Here is a 20,332-nt window from a genome sequence, read left to right on the forward strand (position 1 = left end):
CGAACAGCGTCTCGTAGAGAAGTCCACCTCCGTGGGTTACAAATTCCTGAGTCCGCGCACGCAGGCGGACTTTGTTTGTGTAGCCACGATATCTAATCGCTAAGTATATTTATTTACAAAGGTGAAATGCTTTCATACATCTGCTTATGCTTGGCTAAAAGCTCTTGATATTTCTCATTTGTCTTTGCTTCTACCCACTTGGCTTTAAATATTGCTGCCGATTCCGCTTTCACTAAGTCTACTTCATAAGGAAGAACTTCTTTTTTGGAACCTGAATCTTCCGAATTTTTNNNNTACTTCCTGCCGCTTTTATGATTAGCATAACGGCGAGAGCGAGTATAACCCATTTGGATAAACTTTCGTGCCATATCCGCGCCGACAAAATCATCTTTATCTAAATAATCAAGAAAAATCTCGTAGATTTTTTCACTCGATTCTCTAGCAATCTCAGGAGTTTTGAACCGCCAGTAAGGAAGAATTTCTGATTTGTATGGTTCAACCAAAAGTACACCCTGCTCACCCTTGCCAACACGATAGAGTTCAGGATGTTGGCGAAAATCAATATTTTTAAAGTCTAAAGAATAATCAAATGGCATGATAGATTTTTATTATGAATACTAAACTTTAAGTAAAAAGTTCAGCTTCTATCAAAGTATTGAGATTTTGTTCTACTATGCTATCTAGCACCCAATCCGCGAACAGTGTCCTTGCGCCAGGAAATCTGCGTAATATACATCACATTGCCCTCAACGTCAAGGATATGCAAGCTTCCCGCTACTTTTATGGCACAATCCTGGGTTTGCATGAACTCACAGGCGACGAAGTACCCGCAACCCTGGTGGAACTTGTCGCATCTGGGAAAGTAGCCAACTTCATCACCCCGGATGGTACAATTTTGGATTTATTTGGGGAACCAGAATTATCACCACCAAATCCAGACCCCGAAAAGACCTTCACTAGAGCCTACCATCTAGCCTTTGACATCGATCCGCAGTTATTCGATCGCGCGGTGACAGTGATCAGAGAAAATAAAATAGCGATCGCACATGGCCCTGTCACTCGTCCTACTGGCAGAGGAGTGTATTTTTACGATCCAGATGGCTTTATGATTGAAATTCGTTGCGATCCAGAAGCTAGTTAACTTAAGGGTAATAACAAAAGTATCTACTATGACCGCGAAACTCACGCAAATATTTAAAGTAATTGAAGACACAATCACAAAACCGCCAATTCCACACGAACCATACAAGCAATCATTGAAAGCCTGGGCAATGTATTGTTTACGAGACAAAGGTTTTATAGTCTCTTATGCTCAAAATGCTGACTTTGCCATTGAAAGAAAACGTGAAGAAAAGCTATATTTTAAAGTTTCAAACAGCCCCGATGATTTAGATAATTCTATTAGCTGGATTGTTTGGGATAGTGCAACCAAAAGCGCCAGTCTCATTCCCCAAAAATAGATAGCAAGGCTTCTAAAAACTTTTTGGTTTACTGAACTCAGGAACTTCCCCCATTCGTCTGCACGTTGGACTAGTTCATGAATCCTCACAAGTTCCTCACATTTATTTTCTAATTACGAATTAGTATTGGGTTTCTCAAACACCATTAAATGCTGTTGAGGTAACGAGTTTTTAGTTTCCCGCCAAACCAAACCAACAGCTTGCATTTCTTTGCGAACTTGCTTTTGAGTCATCTTGTGCAGACGTTTAATCATAATAAAAGGATTTTCACCTCGATACTCAACCAGCACCACCTTCCCACCTGATTTAAGTGCTTTCACAATTCCTTGCATCACTTCTTGGGGATACTCAAGTTCATGATAAGCATCCACCATTAAGGCTAAATCGATACTTTCAGATGGTAAATTGGGGTCAGTAAAAGTGGCTAAAACAGGCTCAACATTAGTGATATTTTTCTCTTTTTTGAATAACTCAATAATTTCCAACATTTCTGGCTGAACATCTACAGCCAACACCTTACCTGCTGTTAATAACGGCGCGATGCGAAAGCTTAAGTAACCTGTACCAGCGCCAATATCTGCCACCACATCATTAGGTTTGAGATTGAGAAGGCTGACTACTTTACTTGGCTGTTCCTCTCCCTCTCGGCTGGGACGTTCTAGCCAGCCAGCGCCAGTGTATCCCATAACTTGGGCTATTTCGCGCCCCATGTAGTATTTGCCGATACCATCTGGACTGTGGATTATCCGTTGTTCGTAAACAGTGGTGGATGAAGAGGCGGCTTGTGCTGTCAGGGTTGGGTTCAGCAGCGAACAACTCAAGATCGCAACAAGAGTTACTATAAAGTAGAGAAAATTTGACATTTGGTTCCTAATACCAATCGGAAACAAGCATTCGACAAATAGACCATTTGTAGAGACGCGATTCATCGCGTCTTTACCCAAGAATATGTTGCAATCATTAATTGAATTGGTATAACACATCTGACTACAGCTATACATTCTTAGCGCGAAGCCCTGGATGTTACCGATCTTTGTAAATTAGCTAGAGCGCGATTGTAATCCAAAATAGCTGCGATGCGATTACCTTCTGCTCTTGTCAGGTCATTTTCAGCATCAATTACCTCTGTTTGAGTGCCCACACCAGCTTGAAATCTTAATCTTGCTAAATTCAAAGCTTCTCTTGCTTGATTTAAGGCCACACTAGAAGTCTGCACATTATTTAAATTGGATTGCAATTGAGCATAGTACTGTTCTACATCAAAGCGAATTAGGTCGCGCTGGTTAGCAAATTGAGTCTCTGCGATCGCAATATTAACTTTCGACTGAGCTGCCCTTGCTCTTGCTGCTCCCCCATCAAACAAAGTTAGATTTCCTTGAAGTCCCACTGAATAGCCATCAGTAATGCTAACACCATCGTCATACCGATCTAGCAGGTTGTAGTTTCCTGCCAAACTAATTTGCGGCCCTAGCTGTGAAAGTGCCTGTCGTCGCTGTTGCTCGGAAATATTACGTTGTGCTAATTGCTGTTGCAACTCTGGACGATTTTGAAACGCTTGGACAATACTTTGTTCTACCGTCTGCTGCCAAAGACCCGCCAATTGTACGGGATCTGAGGCACTGATCTCAGATGACTGCGATAAACTTAACAACGTGGCAAGCTGACGACGGGCAATTTGCTGCTGTGAGATCGCATTAGTAAGTAGTTGTTGGGCATTTGCTAAATTTACCTGAGCTTGCAGCACATCGAACCGCGTCCCCACTCCAGCCTGTTCTCTAGCTTGAGTATCCCGCAAACTAGCTTGGGCATTTTGCACAGCAGACCGATTAATTCTGACTTGTTCATCTGCTTGTTGCAAATCGTAGTATTGAGTGGTGGCATTCAACTTAATTATCAAAGCCTGACTTTCAACATTTAATTCATCTATCCGTAGCTGTTCCTCTGCGGCTCTGATAGTCGCTAGCGTGTTCCCAGAAGTATAGAGATTATAATTCAGTTGTGCTGAACCATTAAAAGAAGTGCTGGCTTGAGACGAATTGCTCTTAAAACCATTACCACTATTAGTCACACCACTGTTAATACCAAGAGTAGGAAACAAAGCAGCTTGAGACTCGCGTAGCGCCGAGCGACTGCGTTCTAGCTGTAATATAGCTACCTGTAAGTCTCGATTGTTACGTTTTGCTAGTTCCAAAGCTTGTGCCAAACTGATTGGCACAGTTCCCTGAATCCTTACTTCCTCCGGTTTAGTCGGAAATTGCAGAGGGTTGGGATTGGGGTTGAGGCGATCGGGAACTTGTACAGAGCTTGAAGAATTCTGTGCTTTTGGCGGAGTTGTTGCACTTGCTGCATTTGGAAGAAGAATCGCGAATGCGACAGTAACCCAGGTAAAATGCACGAATAATAAGCTGAAATTCATAATCTAGATGTAGTAATTAATTAGGTTCTTTTGAGGATATAATCAAAAGTCTTCATCCTGATTGACCTACAGAGATTTAAATCTTAAATTCTTCCTCCAAGGGTTAATCTTAACAAATTAGCCGACAATCAAACCATCCTGAACTCGGATAATCCTTTGGGTTTGAGCAGCAATATCAGGTTCATGAGTGACAATCACAATCGTGATTCCTTGGTTATTAAGTTCAGTCAGTAAATTCATCACCTCATGGGAAGTTTCAGTATCTAAAGCTCCTGTCGGCTCATCTGCCAAAACTAATGCAGGTCGGTTGACCAAAGCACGAGCGATCGCGACTCGTTGTTGTTGTCCCCCAGATAGTTGACTAGGACGGTTAGATATGCGTCCCCCTAATCCTACTTTTTCTAAGGCTTCTAATGCTCTTTCCCGGCGTTTTGGTTTGGGCAAGTTAGCGTAAACCATTGGCAACATGACGTTTTCCAGTGCTGTCGCCCGCGCCAATAGGTTAAATTGTTGGAACACAAAACCTATCCTTTGGTTGCGGATATAGGCTAATTCATCATCATCAAAAGTCGTCAGGTTTCTGCCTTCAAAAATATAGTCTCCAGTTGTCGGGCGATCCAGACATCCCAAAATATTCATCAGCGTGGATTTACCCGAACCTGACGCACCCATAATTGAGACATATTCTCCTTCCTCAATAGAGAGTTCAATCCCCTTGAGTATGGGAACACTAACTTCTCCCAAATAATAGGTTTTAGTAATGGATTCCATCCAAATCATTGTTGGCATAAGAATTAGGAGTTAGGAGTTAGGAATTACGAATTACGAATTACGAACTTGTACTGAGCGACTTGTGCCGAGCGAAGCCGAGGTAAGCCGAAGTATTACGAATTATTTAGTCGCTTCTTAAAGCGTTAATTGGATCTAATTTAGAAGCGTTCCGTGCTGGAATCACCCCAGCAACTAAGCCAACAGATAACGAGAGTACAAAGCCAGCAACGATCGACAAAAAAGAAATTACAAAGGGAAATTTGAAAACGCTTGAAGCCACAAAGGCTAATAAAACGCCAGTGACCATGCCAATACCTCCGCCGACAATGGAAATCACGATCGCTTCCGCTAAAAATTGATTGAGAATGGCTGAATTAGTCGCTCCTACGGCTTTGCGAATCCCGATTTCTCGCGTCCGCTCGACCACAGAAACGAGCATAATGTTAGCAATACCAATACCACCAACCACTAGAGAAATTCCAGCGATCGCTACCACCATTACTGTAAATAAACCTACAATATTAGTGAAGGTACTAACAATATCAGCTTGATTGGTCAGTCGGAAATCATCAGCTTGCGGCGGATAAATATTATGACGCAGCCGTAAAAGATTGGTAACTTGAAACTGAGCGGCTTCTAATTCTTCCTGATTAGCGCCTTTGACTAAAATTCCACTTACAGAAACGCCCACCAGGGCATTATTCCCAACTAGTCTCTTCGACATACTAGTTAGAGGGATGAAAATCTGGTCATCTCGATCCATCGGCCCCTGGGAACCTTTAGGTTCCATCACCCCAATAACTTCGTAAGCCTCTCCCTGAATCCGAATTCGCTCACCGATAGGATTTACACCCTGTCCAAAGAGCGTGTTTTGGACTGTGGGGCCAAGAATAGCTACCTGTGCGGCAATATCTAATTCTTCTTGAGTGAAATATCTCCCTTGCTGGGGGTTGGTATTTCTGACTTCTGGGTAGTTCAAATCTGTGCCATAAATGGTAGTTGAGGTGTTCTGTCCTGCATAGACAACTTGAGCGCTGCGTTGGAGATAAGCAGAAACCATCTGTGCTGATGGCGCTTGTGTAGCGATCGCCTGTGCATCTTCCCAAGTCAAGGTGCTGCTAGAACCGACTCCTTGACGGACATTCCCGCTTCTTGCAGCACCCGCTAAGATTTGGATCACATCTGTACCCAATGCTTGTATCTGTTGTTCAACCCCCTTTTGCACTCCCTGACCAACAGAAGTAATCGCAATAACTGAAGAAATCCCAATAATCACGCCCAACATAGTTAGACCTGTGCGTAATTTGTTACTCCACAGAGTCTCTGCCGCCATTGTCAATATTTCCAGCAATGGTACTGTGCGGGTATTCTTCGCTTTGTAAAAGCCCTTAAATATCTTAAACATAATGTTTTATTTAAAACTAATTTTAAGGGGAACCACCGCCTTGAGAACGACCACCACCGCTAGAACTGCCGCCGGAACGACCTCCGCCGCCACCTGTTCCTCTTCCGCCTCCTCCGGCTCCTCCACCTCCACCTAAACCAGGGAAAACTCCTCCTCTTGGTGTTGATTGTGGACGCGATCCTGGTGGGAAACTGAGCAATACCCTTTCGTCTCCTGTCAATCCAGACTTAACTTCGGTAAAGTTATTCGCGGTGACGCCAGCCTCTATGCGAGTAAACACAGGTCTGTTATTTTTTCCTTGCACAAAGACGCCTGTAGCATTTTCTTGGCGTACCACTGAAGCCGTTGGTACTACTAAAACATTTTCAACTTGACCGACTTGAAAATCTACTTCCGCATTCATCCCAGACCGCAGTAGTCTTTGAGGATCTGATAGTGATACTCTGACTTCAAAACTGGTGACGTTTTGCTCGACAATTGCTTGGGCAGCAATTTGGCTGACTTTACCTTCAAAGGTCTTTCCTGGATAGGCATCTGCTTGAATCGAGACTTTTTGACCAAGGCTAATTTTAGAAATATTTGTTTCCGCTAAACTTGCGACAATCTCATTTGTTGAAGCGAGAGACAAGATTGAAGAAGAAGAAGAAGAAGCTACTTCACTACTGGCAGTTGTAGGTGTCACGAAAGCACCTGGATCGGCAAACTTCTTTGTCACCACACCATCAAAGGGTGCGCGAATGATCGTGTCATTGATTTCGGCTTGGATGTTTTGCAGTGAGCCACGAGCCGATGTTACCTGGGCGCGGGCTGCGTCAATATCTTCTTGGCGTGTACCCGCTTTTACAAGTGCCAAAGCTTGCTGTCTCTGCTTCACTACAGCCCGTGCTTGCTCAACGTCTTCTGGACGCGACCCGGCTTTTTGCAGAGCCAGTGCTTGCTGTGCTTCATTTACATTAGCTTGGGCGCTGTCACGATTGGAGCGGTTTTGGTTGAGAGTCTGAAGGGAAATACCGCCTGCATTGTAAAGTTGCTGATTGCGAACAAAATCATCTTCTGCTTGGCGAAGGGCGGCTTGAGCGCTTTGCAAGCGTGCCTGTGCTTGGGCAATATCTTGAGAGCGATTACCTGCTTGTACCTTTTGCAGATTCGCCTCGGCTTCGTCTAATGCTCCTTGTGATTGGGCAATATCTTGAGGACGATTACCTGCGATCGCTTTTTGCAAATTCGCCTCGGCTTGTGCCAATTGTCCTTGAGCAGAGGTAAGTTGCCCCCGAAGATTGGAATCATCCATGTAAGCGACAATCTGTCCTTGTTTAACGATATCTCCTTCTTTCGCCAGCAGCCTTTTTAAGATGCCGGAATTTTTCGGACTAAGGTTGATTGACCGCTCAGGCTTCACCGTTCCGTTCGCTGAAACTGTGATTGTTAAACTCTGCCTTTGTACAGGTCTTGTCAGCACCCGGCGGCTGGCTTGTTGACGGGGAGCAACCGTTACTTGGTAATAAACGGCATAGCCAATTCCACCCAAAAGGCAAAGAGCAATTAGCCAAGAGAGCCAATTAAGTCTGCTCTTTTTTTCNTTTACCTCTGGAACTAAAACTGATGAATCTACGGTATTTTGTGTATCAATTTTCATATCCATTTTGTCTATAAGGAACGGCTACCGAGCTACTTATTCACGGCTAAAACTATAGCCTGGTAGCCTAATACTGACAATGATTTTGAGTTTTTAGTGTTTTAAAGGTTTATTTGCAGTACTAATCCACTAGGAAGTCTGAAATAATCATCACGCACTCTCACTAATCTCCCAGCAGGAACAATTTCCTGATTGGGAAGCAGAATATCCCCGTTAGGAAGTCTGAAGTAACCTTGATTACGCAGTCTGACTATGGATCTAGAAGGAATAATTTGCCCATTGGGATATCTGATATCACCATTACCAAGTCTGACTACTCTGCCATTAAATTGGTTATCACGGTTCCAATTATCCCGATCTCTAGGGTTTCTGACTTCTACAGGATAGGATCTACCATCACGGTTCCAATTATTATCCCTGTCTCTAGAGTTTCTGACTTCTCTAGGATTGGGTCTGCCGTCACGGTTCCAATTATTATCCCTGTCTCTAGAGTTTCTAACTTCTCTAGAATTGGATCTGCCGTCGCGGTTCCAATTTTGATCGCGATCGCCAACAACGTAGACTTTCGTCTGGGCACTTGCAGGTGCAGTCAAGAGAGTAGGAACAATTATCAGAGCAGCAGCAGCTAATACTATCGATATACGGTTTGGTTTCAACATGGAATTGACTCCTTATTTGTATTAAAGTTCTAGATTGCTGAAGTTTGAATTCAGCAATCTTTTAGACAGTTGTTTTGGCATTAAGGTGTTTAATATTTACCTCGTCGTATAAATTCATACATAATAATTATTGATCAAAAAGTTGAAACCGATGTATGACGAAAGTCACTAGTAATTCCAGGCTGATGTATGACCAAAGTCATCAGTTTTTTTTAATGGGCATTATCCCGCATTTCTCACAAGCTCAAGGCGTTTGATGGAGCAAAGGAGAAGTAATGAGTAATGAGTAAAAACTTCTTACTTCTTACTCATTACTTCTCCCCGGCACTTGCGCAGGCTTTAAGAGGTGTGGTGATAAATCCGGGATTATGCATTGGACATTGGGATTAGGGTGGAGGTGATAGGTGATAGGAAATAATCTGCACCCTGTAACCTCTACCTATTCCCTTCTTCACTCCCCCTACTCCCCGCATTCCTTTCCCAAGATTGGTAAGATTTTGCTGCCGTCAAGAGCGGAGATCGTTTAAGCTAGCTGAAAGATTCTTTGATTAGTGGCTTAAAGGCGGTAATGTGCCTAAACATGTTCGTTTGATTTCTCTTCTGATGGTTTGTAGTTTGTGGAGTATGCCAAAAGCCGCTAACGCGCAGGCATTAATACCCCATACACTGCAACTAGATGCGACAAAGTTAGAAAAGCAGGGGTTGAGCTTGGCACAAGAGGCGGCTCAACTAGCTCAGTTTCAACAGGTTGACTTAGCTTTGCCACGAGCGCGGCTGGCTAGTCAACTGGCTCCTGGGAATGATAAAGTATGGTTGCTGTTAGGTGGATTGCAACTGCAAACTAAAGAGTTTGATAGTGCGATCGCTAGTCTGAAAAAAGCACAATCTATCAACCCTAAAAATGGTGATATTCTGTTTGCTTTGGGTTCAGTTAATTTTCAGCAGAAAAATTACCAGGCTGCTGCTGTCAATTATCAAGAAGGTTTGAAGTTAAAACCCAATAATCCAGAGGGTTTATTTGATTTGGGTAATGCTTACTTTATGCTGGGTCGATTGCCAGATGCGATCGCCCAGTACGATAAAGCCGTCTCTCAAGATAAAAAATTCTGGCCGGCGCTTAACAATATTGGTTTAATCAACTACGAACAGGGTAATATCCCCGAAGCGATTAAGCGATGGCAATCTGCTGTAACCCTTGATAAACAAGCAGCAGAACCTTTATTAGCCTTAGCGGTGGCACTGTATACTAAAGGCGATGCCTCCGGCGAGCTACGCTTACGCCAACAAGGACTAACCTTGGGAGAAACTGCACTCCGTATCGATTCGCGCTATGCTAATTTAAATTTCCTCAAAGAAAATCTCTGGGGCGATCGTCTACTGTCTGATACGAAAAAATTCCTAGAATTACCCCGTATTCAAGCAGCCCTACAGCAACCAGCAAACTCATCATCAGCGCCTACGCCTAGAAAACAGCCTACTCAATAGGTAGTAATGAGTAATGAGTAATGAGTAATGAGTGAGGAGTGCTGAGTTTACGAGTTCAAATATTTAACTGTTAATTCCAAACTTCTAACTCCAAACTCTTTACTCAGCACTCACTACTCAGCACTTGCCTAATAGTACCTTTTCGTAGTACATCTATACTAGATAAATACAGGAACTATCGCCCAAAAACATTTGCGGGCGAGTATTCCTGAAATAAGTCGTTAATTCTTAGTTCTCGTCTGTGGGTAGAAGTGCGATGATTTGGTCAACGAACTGTTGATGGTCAACAACTGGCTTAGAAATGTAGCCATCAGCACCGCTTTGCTTGAGAAAGTTCTCGCGATCGCCTTCCATAGCATGTGCTGTCACCAAAATTACAGGCAAGTTTGCTGTTTTCGGATCAGATTTCAACATTTGTGTAATCTTGATTCCATCAACAGATTTGCCTTGGTAAACACTTCTGGACAGAGAAACATCCATCAAAATCAGGTCGGCTTCTCCTGATTGGGCAATTTTTATAACTTCTTCGACATTTTCAGTGTGTTTTACACCCAAGCCGCCACGCTTGGACAAAATTTTGGAAAAAACACGAGCATTAATTAGATCATCTTCGACAATTAAAACAGTTTTCATGAGAATTTTAGTTATAGAGGTGAGGAGATTAAAGAATTCCAGAATTCAAAATTAAGAAATGCAATCATTGTAAGTATGATGGCTACTAAGTTTATGTAGATTATACTCGTGTGCATCCTTTTTAATAGTCAATTGCATCCTCGTCATCAAGGATGATACTACTGCTTTTTCTTCTGCGACTATCAAAATTTTGTTATGAATCTCATTTCATCCGTTATGCTGTGGTTGCCGCAGTGTTGAGTTCCATCGGCTTTTGTGTAGTTAAATTTCAGGGAAAAAACTCATGGCAAAACAGTTAAACCTTCTCTCAACGGGACAGGTAATTCCAACAGCCCTGCACACCGAGATGCAACGGTCTTATCTAGAATATGCCATGAGCGTGATTGTCGGGCGAGCGCTACCAGACGTGCGTGATGGCTTAAAACCAGTGCATCGCCGCATTCTGTATGCAATGCACGAACTTGGTTTAGTACCAGATAGACCTTATCGAAAATGTGCCCGTGTAGTGGGTGATGTGTTGGGTAAATACCATCCCCACGGCGACCAATCGGTTTACGATGCCTTAGTGAGGCTGGTACAGGATTTTTCTAGCCGCTATCCTTTACTGGCAGGACACGGTAACTTTGGCAGTGTCGATAATGACCCGCCAGCGGCGATGCGCTACACAGAAACGCGCCTCGCACCGATCAGTCATGAGGGAATGCTGACAGAAATTGGTGAAGAAACTGTGGAATTTGTCGGGAACTTTGATAATTCCCAACAAGAACCAACGGTGTTACCTGCTCAGTTGCCGTTTCTGTTACTTAATGGCTGTTCTGGTATTGCTGTAGGAATGGCGACGAATGTACCACCCCACAATTTGGGGGAAGTTGTCGATGGGTTAATTGCCTTAATCGACAACCCAGAATTGCCAGATGAAAAATTATTTGAGCTAATTCCAGGGCCAGATTTTCCCACTGGTGGGGAAATAGTTGGTGAGACGGGAATTCGGGAAGCATACACCACAGGTAAAGGTGGAATTTTGCTACGGGGAGTCGCGACTCTGGAGGAAATTCCAGCCAGTCGGGGAAGCAAGCGACGGTCGGCAATTATCATTACAGAATTGCCTTATCAAGTGAATAAGGCTGCCTGGATTGAGAAGGTAGCGGACTTAGTAAATCAAGGACGTTTGCAAGGAATTTCTGATCTTCGAGATGAGAGCGATCGCGAAGGGATGCGGGTAGTAATTGAACTCAAGCGCGATACCAATCCCCAAGAAGTTCTCCAGCATTTGTATCACCAAACTGCTTTACAAATGACTTTTGGGGCCATTCTCCTAGCAATAGTAGATGGACAACCCCGCCAATTAAGTTTGCGTCAATTGTTGCAGGAGTTTTTGAGGTTCCGAGAAGAGACGCTAAACCGCCGCTACAATTACGAGTTGGGTAAGGCCCAAAGTCGTGTGCATTTGGTGGAAGGTTTGCTGAAAGCGCTGTCTAATTTGGATGAGGTAATTCAAATTTTGCGCCAAGCTCCCGATGGTAGTACGGCAAAAATTAATCTTTGTAACCAACTGGATTTGAGTGAGGTACAAGGAGATGCAATTCTAGCGATGCCGTTACGCCGCCTCACGAGTTTGGAACAGCAAAATTTGCAGCAGGAATTTGAGCAAATCAGCGAACAAATTAGCTTGTTGGAGCAATTACTCAACGATCGCCGCGAATTACTCAAGGCGCTGAAAAAAGATTTGCGATCGCTCAAGCGCAAATATAACGATCCCCGACGAACGAAAATTGGAGAGGAGCAGAAGTCTAGAGCGGAGGAGCAGAGGGGCAGAGGAGCAGAGGGGCAGAGGAGCAGAGGGGCAGAGGAGGAGGAATTTAAATCTTCTGAACCAGTAGAGGAAGCGATTTTAGAATTTACCCAACGGGGTTATGTCCGCCGCACTCAGCCATCTGGGAGAAAGTCAAAAGCTGAAAATGGTCTGCACGATAATGACTTTATTATCCAAACTGTGTTGACTGACACGGGGAAAGACTTGCTGATACTAACTGGTAGCGGCAAAGTCTATCCGGTAAATGTGGGAGAAATTCCCCCAACCACTGGACGTTCTCCACGGGGAAAACCTTTGATTACTATGCTCAGTAGTACTGCTCAAAGCGCTCAAGAAGATGTGGTCAGCCGCTTTTTGCTGCCGGAAAATTTTGAAACTAGGCAGATGATTCTCTTAACAAAACAGGGAAGAATTAAACGTCTGTCTCTGGGAGAATTTACTAACTTAACTCGGCGCGGCATCACGATTTTGAAGCTCAAAGATGATGATGAATTGTCATTTACCCAGTTCACCGCTCCAGGGGCGCATCTTATTTTAGCTAGTTCCGGTGGACGAATGTTGCGCTTTGCAGTCAATGATGAACAATTACCAGTCATGGGACGCACAGCGATGGGTTTACAAGCATTTCGACTATTGAAAAATCAGCAAATGGTTGGCTGTGTCACTGTCGGTAAAGATGACCAATTACTCTTAGTTACTCAAGAAGGATATGCCAAGCGGATGGCTGCGAGTCAGTTGAGAGCAGCTAATCGCGGTGATTTGGGGACGCAAGCGCTGAAATTTGCTAGCAAAACTGACAACTTAGCTGGTATGGTCATAGCGATGCCTTCTCTACGAGACGCTACGCGAACGGCGGGCTACGCCAACGCATCTGGCGAGGTAGCCTTAGTGACGAATAAGGAACGGGTAGTGCGGATACCTGTGGACACAGTGCCGCTTTTAGGTAGAGATGTGAAAGGTGAAAGTATCCTCCAACTCAACCGTGATGAAAAAATTATCACTGTGGCTGAAGTGCGATCGTAAATTAGGTAATGTTCAACTTGCGACAAGCCAACTTGCAGGATTTAGAGGCGCTAATTCAATTGCGTCTCGAACTTCTGCGAGAGGTTGGTGAGATTAAAGGTGACTTTGACATCACAAACCTAGCAGAAGCAACTCGAAGATATCTTGGCGAAAAAATGCCGTCGGGTGAGTTTTTAGCTTGGGTAGCTGAAGTGGATAGTCAAATTGTTGCCACTAGCGGCTTGGTATTTTTTCAACGACCCCCTTACAATGGCAACCTCTCAGGCTTAGAAGCCTACATTATGAACGTTTATACAATTCCGATGTGGCGAGGACAGGGAATTGCAACAGCCTTGTTAAAGGAAATTATTAGCTTTATGAGAGCAACTGAGGCAAAACGCCTCTGGCTTCACGCCACTGAGGATGGTAAACGCGTCTACGAAAAGCTTAGTTTTGTCTCGACTGCAAAAGAAATGGAAATTGTCTGGTACTGACTTAAACTATCAATAATTTTTATCTTAAGATAGCAAACTATATGGTGAACAAGGCAATTTAAATAAAATATTTGATAATAATTCTCAATAAGATAATATTTTTTATAACAGTAAAATTCTAGATCACATTTCTTTAACATCAGGAAATCTTACTGAAGACAGATGCTTGAATCTGTATAAATAGCTATTACTATTTATGTCAAGTCATGGAAACAAAAATATAAAAAATGTTGCCTTTCTCAAAATATTTGTTATATTAGTTTACATAAGGCAATAAACCTTAAAAATTGAATTTGGAGTTCTAACCATGACAAATGCAAGTACAACAAAAGTCAGTACTCCCGTAATTGAAGATCGCAACGCTTGGCGTTGGGGCTTTACCCCACAAGCAGAAGTTTGGAACGGTCGGTTGGCAATGATTGGCTTTTCAGCAGCCGTTTTGGTTGAGGTTTTCTCTGGTCAAGGCTTCCTACATTTTTGGGGTATCTTATAAGTCTTAATATCCAAGATGACCTATAAATAAAAAAACCTGGAGTGCTAATTCACTACCAGGTTTTATTTTTTTGTCAGTTGTCATTTGTCATTTGTTTATTCACTAATGACCAATGACTATTGACTAATTGACTACCGAATATATTCCTTGAGAACGCTGTTACGATTTGGGTGGCGTAACTTGCGGAGTGCTTTCGCCTCAATTTGACGAATCCGTTCGCGGGTGACGTTGAAAATCTGGCCGATTTCCTCAAGGGTTTTCATCCGACCATCATCCAAGCCATAACGCAGTCTGAGAACATCGCGTTCGCGTGGGCTGAGACTGTCGAGGACTTTTTCAAGGTCTTCGCGCAGAAGATTTTTGGAAACTTGGTCTTCTGGTGTCTCACCATCGGATTCAATAAAATCACCCAATCGAGAATCTTCTTCTTTACCAATAGGCGTTTCTAATGAGATAGGTAACTGGGCAGATTTCGCAATGAACCGCAACTTCTCAATGGTCATTTCCATCCGAGTGGCGATTTCTTCTTCAGTAGGTTTGCGACCCATTTCTTGAGATAGCAACTTGGTAGTTTTCTTAATCCGAGAAATGGTTTCGTAAAGGTGAACTGGAAGACGAATTGTGCGGGATTGATCTGCGATCGCGCGGGTAATTGCTTGACGAATCCACCATGTAGCATAGGTGGAGAATTTATAACCTTTTTCGTGGTCAAACTTTTCAGCGGCACGAATCAAACCGAGACTGCCTTCCTGAATTAAGTCCTGGAACGACAAACCACGATTCATGTATTTCTTAGCAATTGAAACTACAAGACGGAGGTTGGATTGCACCATCTTGTCTTTCGCCCGACGACCAACATGGAGGCGATAACGAAAGGCTGGTAGTGGCAGTTGTACTGCTTCTGCCCATTCACTATCTCGAGGATCGCGATCTAATTGCTCACAGAGTCTTTCGCGGACTCTCTCTAATTCCAACAAATCAGCTATTTTCCGCGCCAATTCAATTTCTTCGTCTGCCCGCAACAGACGAATTCTACCAATTTCTTGCAAGTAAAGCCGAATGGAATCTTCGGTATAGTGCTTTTTCTTGCTTTGTGTCCGACGACGCGATTTAGCGGCTTTTCCAGACTTTGCGTCGTCCTCATCAGACTGAGGCTCTAAAAATTCCTCGTCACCTTCATCGATGATCAGCAAGTCCTCTTCATCGTCTATTAAGAGTTCTTCTAACTCGAGCTCAGGCTGATTCATTATTTCTAGGTCAGGCTGATATATGCTTTCGAGTACGTTGTTAGCCTGGTTCATGCCGCGTTCCTCATGCTCCTTGCAGAATCAATTACTCAAGATGTGTTAACGGCTCTTTTAAACGAGCCAATTGCCAACCGAAAATAAGTTTTTTGGCAGATTTGCCAGAGATATTTTCGGAAGTTTTACACCTCCGGTAGGAGGGTTTTTACTTTAGTTTAAGCAAATACTAAAGGTGACTTGCTCACTTTAGTAAATGTTATATGTGTTGCTATCACATATTGCTTTCAACTAACTGGTCAAAAAAAATACTTGCCTTTATCAAAAAAATTGCCACTCTATACAAATGAGTTCAGACTGTTGGCAGATTTTCGTATAAAGACTCTTCCGATTGTAGCCTGTTTCACAGAAATTGCACTCTTTTTGTGTATTAATCATGAATTCATTAAGTAACTTTTAGCTACTTTCACCAAAAAGACATTGAAAACGGGATTTATACCCGGAAATTTTTTCTCTACCTTTCGGAATTGCAGTGACGCTCTTATTACATTAGGAAGTAAGTATGCTTGTGTCTGCCGAATTTCATGTATTTTACACAACATTAATTACTGAGAAAGAGTGCATTTTATGTTAACTCAGACTATTCGTCTTAACCTACCCATTTTTACATTTCCTTCATAAATTAAGCATCCCTTAGACTAAAACGGGTCTTGTCCTTGGGTAAATACAACAATGGTGGTGGTGCTTGCCTGAAAGCAGTTAACCTTCTGCGTACTAACTACCTTAACTGAGGAGTTGAGGCGGTGGCAGAATCGACCTGATAGAAGATCAATTTAGGTTTACTAATTGGGTCTTATTCACACGTTAGCGCACTGTGGCGATTTCAGCCCTATGAAACTTGACAAACTTTTCTTATTGTATACAAGGATATTTTAATCAATTCAAAAACAATTTGTCCTGCGAACTTGCCAATATCGTCTTATCTTAGGCAAAAGTACATTAGATACATACGATACGATCGCGATCGCCATGGCACTACATGAAGATATTAACAAGTTTTCAGCCTTATGGTGGGTACTTCCAACAGCTATTACCTCGAACACAGAGAATCCAGCAGATTACCTGATGATTTAGTTACAAAGCTTTTTTGCGTAAATCAATTGTAAATTTCAATACTTTTATTTCGGTAGGTTTCTGTCATCTTATGATGAGAAATCCTCAAAATACTTATTAATTGCTGTTGGATAGATGATATTCAGTTATTTTCTTAAAGCATAACAAATGTGTTTCTAGCTGGTGGTTCAAATTAATCAACGAATCAGAGCAAAGAGTATTATCTGAACTAACTTTCCAACAAAGTTGGTGGTTTTGCTAACAATCGAGCATTGATTGTTTCAAAAATCTTGACAATTAGCAAATTATATGAACTACACAGAGAGAAACTTGGAATATTTGTATTTTTTGTATTATAAGCTTGTCACACAAGTGATAAGTCAACTACTCTAACGACATAATTTGTAGTATCAAAAATGTTAATACAATAAGTTTATAAATTTCATAGATTGTCATCATCCAAAAGAGGTAGTTTTTACAGAAATTTTGAATATAAATTCTTTACCAAAATCTGTTGCAGGAATGTCAAGCAATATTTCAAAGTTAAAGATCCCCGATTTATCAAAGAAATCGGGGATCTTGTTTTTTACAAATGATTTAGGACTGCTGAGATTAGATATCTAAATCGGTGAAATTGAGTTTAGAACCATAGGTTTCGATAAATTCTCGTCTGGGTGCGACCCGATCGCCCATTAAAATTGTGAAGATGCGATCGGCTTCGGCGGCATCCTCAATTTCGACTTGCTTCATTTTACGAGTTTCTGGGTTCATGGTGGTGTCCCAGAGTTGTTGTGGCATCATTTCACCCAAACCTTTGAAGCGTTGGATGGTGTAGTTGGCGTTAGCCGGGAATTTGGCGATCGCTTGATTTTTTTCGCGATCGCTATAGCAATACTCATGATTACGTCCCCGTTCTACTTTAAACAGTGGGGGACAAGCAATATAAATAAAGCCTTGTTCGATGAGCGATCGCTGATATCGATAGAAGAATGTTAACAGCAAAGTACGGATGTGCGCTCCATCTACGTCAGCATCCGTCATAATGACTATACGGTGATAACGCAGTTGGTTGGAATCGAATTCATCACCTTTGACACCTAAACCAAGTGCTGTAATTAACGATTGAACTTCGTTATTTTTATAAATTTTAGCGTCATCGGTTTTTTCAATGTTAAGAATTTTACCACGTAGAGGCAAGATTGCTTGAGTGCGGCGATCGCGTCCTTGTTTGGCACTCCCACCTGCTGAATCCCCTTCCACAATGAATATCTCAGATTCGCTAGGGTCACGAGAACTACAATCTGCCAATTTACCAGGCAATGGCGAAGATTCTAGTACAGATTTGCGGCGAACTAATTCCCGTGCATGACGCGCTGCTTCTGCGGCTTTGAAAGCTTGGATAGCTTTATCTAAGATTGAATCTGCTATGGCAGGATGAAATTCTAGATACTCGGTGAGGACTTCTCCCACCAAAGAATCCACAATTCCCCGTACTTCAGTATTACCGAGTTTGGTTTTGGTTTGTCCTTCAAATTCTGGATCTGGGACTTTAACGGAAATTACCGCAGTCAAACCTTCGCGGACGTGTTCGCCACTGAGGTTAGGTTCATTCTCTTTAATTTTATTGCGCTTGCGGGCGATCGCATTTAATGTCCGAGTCAGAACTGCTTTTAACCCTTCTAAGTGCGTACCACCATCTACCGTGCGAATATTGTTAGCAAAACCTAGTACATTATCCGTGTAAGCATCAGTACACCACTGTAATGAAACTTCCACTTGTACGTTGTTGCGTTCGCCCTGCACATAGATAATTTCTTCATGCAGTGGTTGCTTCTCACGGTTCATGTACGCAATGTACTCTTTGATCCCACCCTTGTACTCGTAGGTTTCTACCTTGGCTGTATCGCTTTTTAGTAGTTCTAAACGGTGGTCAGTAAAGGTAATTTTGACACCTGCATTCAGATACGCCAATTCTCGTAGGCGACCTGATAAAGTGATGTAATCAAACTCAATGCTAGTTGTAAAAATTTGGGTATCTGGCTTGAAGGTGACAGAAGTTCCAGTTCTAGCTTCTTTGTAAGGCTTGGTTTGCAGTTCCGTAACTGGGATACCGCGTTCATAGCGTTGGAGATGAACCTTTTTATCTCGCCAAACCGTAACTTCTACAACTTCAGATAGGGCATTAACAACAGAAATACCAACCCCGTGCAATCCTCCAGAAACTTTGTAACCACCGCCGCCAAACTTACCACCGGCGTGCAGTACCGTCATTACGGTTTCCAAAGCCGATTTTCCAGTACGCGAGTGAGTATCGACGGGAATACCGCGACCATCATCTGTTACAGTCACGGAACCATCAGCGTTGATATCCACTTCTATATGAGTGCAATGACCCGCCAAAGCCTCATCGATTGAATTGTCCACCACCTCGTAAACTAAATGGTGGAGTCCTCGCGGCCCAGTGGTACCAATGTACATTCCTGGTCTTTTGCGGACGGCTTCCAGACCTTCCAGAACTTGAATCTGATCGGCACTGTAACTGCTCGTCATGTAAACTCTCCTGATGCGTGGGGTTGAAATCGCCGAAAGGCAAATAAAAGTAAAAACACTCCAAAATTGTAACACAAAAGCCTTGCTGGCGTCTGTAGGGCATTTTCAAGAGAAGTTTATACTGGGGTTGCAGTACCGTGCAAGAGAGGCAGGGGAGGCAGAGGGGCAGGGAGCAGGGGGAGCAGGGGGAGAATAGCTTAATGACTAATGACTAATGACTAAATTAATTGTGATTTGTGGGGCGACGGCAACGGGAAAATCGAGTTTGGCTTTGGCTTTGGCAATGCGGTTGGGTTCTGTAATTCTTAGTGCTGATTCTCGTCAAGTTTATCGTGAATTTGATATTGGGACGGCGAAACCAACTGTGGCTGAACAAAAATTTGTGCCGCACTATCTAATAGATATCTGCGATCCAACAGACACGATGACAGTAGCAGACTACCAGAAACAAACACAAGCCTTAATTGCTTCTGTTGGTGTTACACCACTGTTTTTAGTTGGTGGTACTGGTTTATACATTCGTTCTATTGTCCAAGGAATGAAAATTCCGAGAGTTGCACCACAGATTGAATTGCGATCGCAGCTTGAATCTCTAGGACAACCACAACTCTACGCAATTTTACAACAAGTTGATCCAGTTGCTGCACAAAAGATTCATGGCAACGATTCAGTGCGGACTTTACGAGCATTAGAGGTATTTTACGTCACCGGATATCCAATTTCAGAACAGCAAGGGGAGAATCCACCGAATTATCCGATTTTGCAAATTGGTTTAGATTGCGATGTTGAAAAGTTAGATGTTCGGATTCAACAGCGTACTGAGCAAATGATAGCAAATGGTTTGGTCGCTGAGGTGGAGAATCTTTGTCAAAAATATGGCGCTGATTTGTCTTTGTTGAATACTTTGGGCTATCAAGAAATAAAGCAATATTTGGCTGGGGATATTTCCTTGGATGAAGCGAAAGAATTAACAGTTTTGCATACACGACAATTTGCCAAGCGACAACGTACTTGGTTTCGAGCATATCCACAAATTGAATGGTTTGATTCAGACGATCCTAATTTATTAGAGAAGGTTTGGCATCGTATAAAAGAGTTTATAAGTTGCACAAGTTCGTGATAATTGACTCATACAAAGACGTAAAAAGCCCTTGCGTCTTT

The 20,332-nt window shown here is 42.7% G+C and carries 17 protein-coding genes; 7 read left to right on the forward strand and 10 right to left on the reverse strand.

Annotated elements, in window-relative coordinates; translation table 11 throughout:
- Positions 1-113: 113 nt before the first annotated feature.
- Complete coding sequence (locus QUD05_RS12870) at positions 114-596, reverse strand: DUF4385 domain-containing protein (protein WP_289796397.1); 483 nt, start codon at positions 594-596, stop codon at positions 114-116.
- 77 nt (positions 597-673) lie between these two features.
- Between QUD05_RS12870 and QUD05_RS12875 the strand changes: the two genes are divergently transcribed.
- The gene (locus QUD05_RS12875; protein WP_289796398.1) at positions 674-1,141 is read left to right on the forward strand and encodes a VOC family protein; all 468 of its coding nucleotides are present in this window, start codon (positions 674-676) and stop codon (positions 1,139-1,141) included.
- A gap of 28 nt (positions 1,142-1,169) precedes the next feature.
- A complete protein-coding gene (locus QUD05_RS12880; RefSeq protein ID WP_289796399.1) occupies positions 1,170-1,460 on the forward strand; it encodes a hypothetical protein in 291 nt (96 codons plus the stop codon).
- A 113-nt stretch (positions 1,461-1,573) separates the two neighbouring features.
- On the opposite strand, the gene QUD05_RS12885 is transcribed toward QUD05_RS12880, so the two are convergent.
- The 6 genes from QUD05_RS12885 to QUD05_RS12910 all read right to left on the reverse strand — a co-directional run bounded on the left by QUD05_RS12885 (position 1,574) and on the right by QUD05_RS12910 (position 8,347).
- The gene (locus QUD05_RS12885) at positions 1,574-2,323 is read right to left on the reverse strand and encodes a class I SAM-dependent methyltransferase (RefSeq protein ID WP_289799950.1); all 750 of its coding nucleotides are present in this window, start codon (positions 2,321-2,323) and stop codon (positions 1,574-1,576) included.
- A 140-nt stretch (positions 2,324-2,463) separates the two neighbouring features.
- Positions 2,464-3,876, reverse strand: coding sequence for a TolC family protein (locus QUD05_RS12890; protein WP_289796400.1), 1,413 nt, complete (start codon positions 3,874-3,876; stop codon positions 2,464-2,466).
- Positions 3,877-3,993: 117 nt separating this feature from the next.
- Positions 3,994-4,665, reverse strand: a complete 672-nt coding sequence (locus tag QUD05_RS12895) for an ABC transporter ATP-binding protein (protein WP_289796401.1) — start codon at positions 4,663-4,665, stop codon at positions 3,994-3,996.
- 106 nt (positions 4,666-4,771) lie between these two features.
- A complete protein-coding gene (locus QUD05_RS12900; protein ID WP_502911395.1) occupies positions 4,772-6,052 on the reverse strand; it encodes an ABC transporter permease in 1,281 nt (426 codons plus the stop codon).
- A 22-nt stretch (positions 6,053-6,074) separates the two neighbouring features.
- Positions 6,075-7,688 carry an efflux RND transporter periplasmic adaptor subunit gene (locus QUD05_RS12905; protein WP_289796402.1) on the reverse strand — a complete coding sequence of 538 codons (1,614 nt, stop codon included), beginning with the start codon at positions 7,686-7,688 and terminating at the stop codon, positions 6,075-6,077.
- A 101-nt stretch (positions 7,689-7,789) separates the two neighbouring features.
- On the reverse strand, positions 7,790-8,347 hold the full coding sequence (locus tag QUD05_RS12910; RefSeq protein WP_289796403.1) for a hypothetical protein: 558 nt from the start codon (positions 8,345-8,347) through the stop codon (positions 7,790-7,792).
- Positions 8,348-8,917: 570 nt separating this feature from the next.
- Here QUD05_RS12910 and QUD05_RS12915 point away from each other — a divergent pair.
- Positions 8,918-9,832, forward strand: a complete 915-nt coding sequence (locus QUD05_RS12915; protein WP_289796405.1) for a tetratricopeptide repeat protein — start codon at positions 8,918-8,920, stop codon at positions 9,830-9,832.
- Positions 9,833-10,060: 228 nt separating this feature from the next.
- Here the strand turns inward: QUD05_RS12915 and QUD05_RS12920 are convergent, their stop codons facing one another.
- Positions 10,061-10,465, reverse strand: coding sequence for a response regulator (locus tag QUD05_RS12920; RefSeq protein WP_289796406.1), 405 nt, complete (start codon positions 10,463-10,465; stop codon positions 10,061-10,063).
- Positions 10,466-10,748: 283 nt separating this feature from the next.
- Between QUD05_RS12920 and gyrA the strand changes: the two genes are divergently transcribed.
- The 3 genes from gyrA (at position 10,749) to QUD05_RS12935 (ending at position 14,267) form a co-directional block, all read left to right on the forward strand.
- Positions 10,749-13,301 (forward strand): DNA gyrase subunit A, encoded by a 2,553-nt coding sequence (gyrA, locus tag QUD05_RS12925; RefSeq protein ID WP_289796407.1) that lies wholly within the window; start codon positions 10,749-10,751, stop codon positions 13,299-13,301.
- A gap of 8 nt (positions 13,302-13,309) precedes the next feature.
- Positions 13,310-13,774 carry a GNAT family N-acetyltransferase gene (locus QUD05_RS12930; protein WP_289796408.1) on the forward strand — a complete coding sequence of 155 codons (465 nt, stop codon included), beginning with the start codon at positions 13,310-13,312 and terminating at the stop codon, positions 13,772-13,774.
- A gap of 307 nt (positions 13,775-14,081) precedes the next feature.
- Positions 14,082-14,267 carry a CAB/ELIP/HLIP family chlorophyll-binding protein gene (locus tag QUD05_RS12935; RefSeq protein WP_289796409.1) on the forward strand — a complete coding sequence of 62 codons (186 nt, stop codon included), beginning with the start codon at positions 14,082-14,084 and terminating at the stop codon, positions 14,265-14,267.
- Between the two features lie 131 nt (positions 14,268-14,398).
- Here QUD05_RS12935 and rpoD read toward each other — a convergent pair whose 3' ends face one another.
- Both rpoD and gyrB read right to left on the reverse strand, forming a co-directional pair.
- Positions 14,399-15,568, reverse strand: a complete 1,170-nt coding sequence (gene rpoD, locus QUD05_RS12940; protein WP_094353188.1) for an RNA polymerase sigma factor RpoD — start codon at positions 15,566-15,568, stop codon at positions 14,399-14,401.
- 1,665 nt (positions 15,569-17,233) lie between these two features.
- Positions 17,234-19,171 (reverse strand): DNA topoisomerase (ATP-hydrolyzing) subunit B, encoded by a 1,938-nt coding sequence (gene gyrB, locus QUD05_RS12945; protein ID WP_289796410.1) that lies wholly within the window; start codon positions 19,169-19,171, stop codon positions 17,234-17,236.
- A 214-nt stretch (positions 19,172-19,385) separates the two neighbouring features.
- Between gyrB and miaA the strand changes: the two genes are divergently transcribed.
- A complete protein-coding gene (gene miaA, locus QUD05_RS12950; protein WP_289796411.1) occupies positions 19,386-20,291 on the forward strand; it encodes a tRNA (adenosine(37)-N6)-dimethylallyltransferase MiaA in 906 nt (301 codons plus the stop codon).
- Positions 20,292-20,332 lie beyond the last annotated feature (41 nt).

It is taken from the genome of Nostoc sp. GT001, assembly GCF_030382115.1.
In the GTDB taxonomy this organism is placed as follows: domain Bacteria; phylum Cyanobacteriota; class Cyanobacteriia; order Cyanobacteriales; family Nostocaceae; genus Nostoc.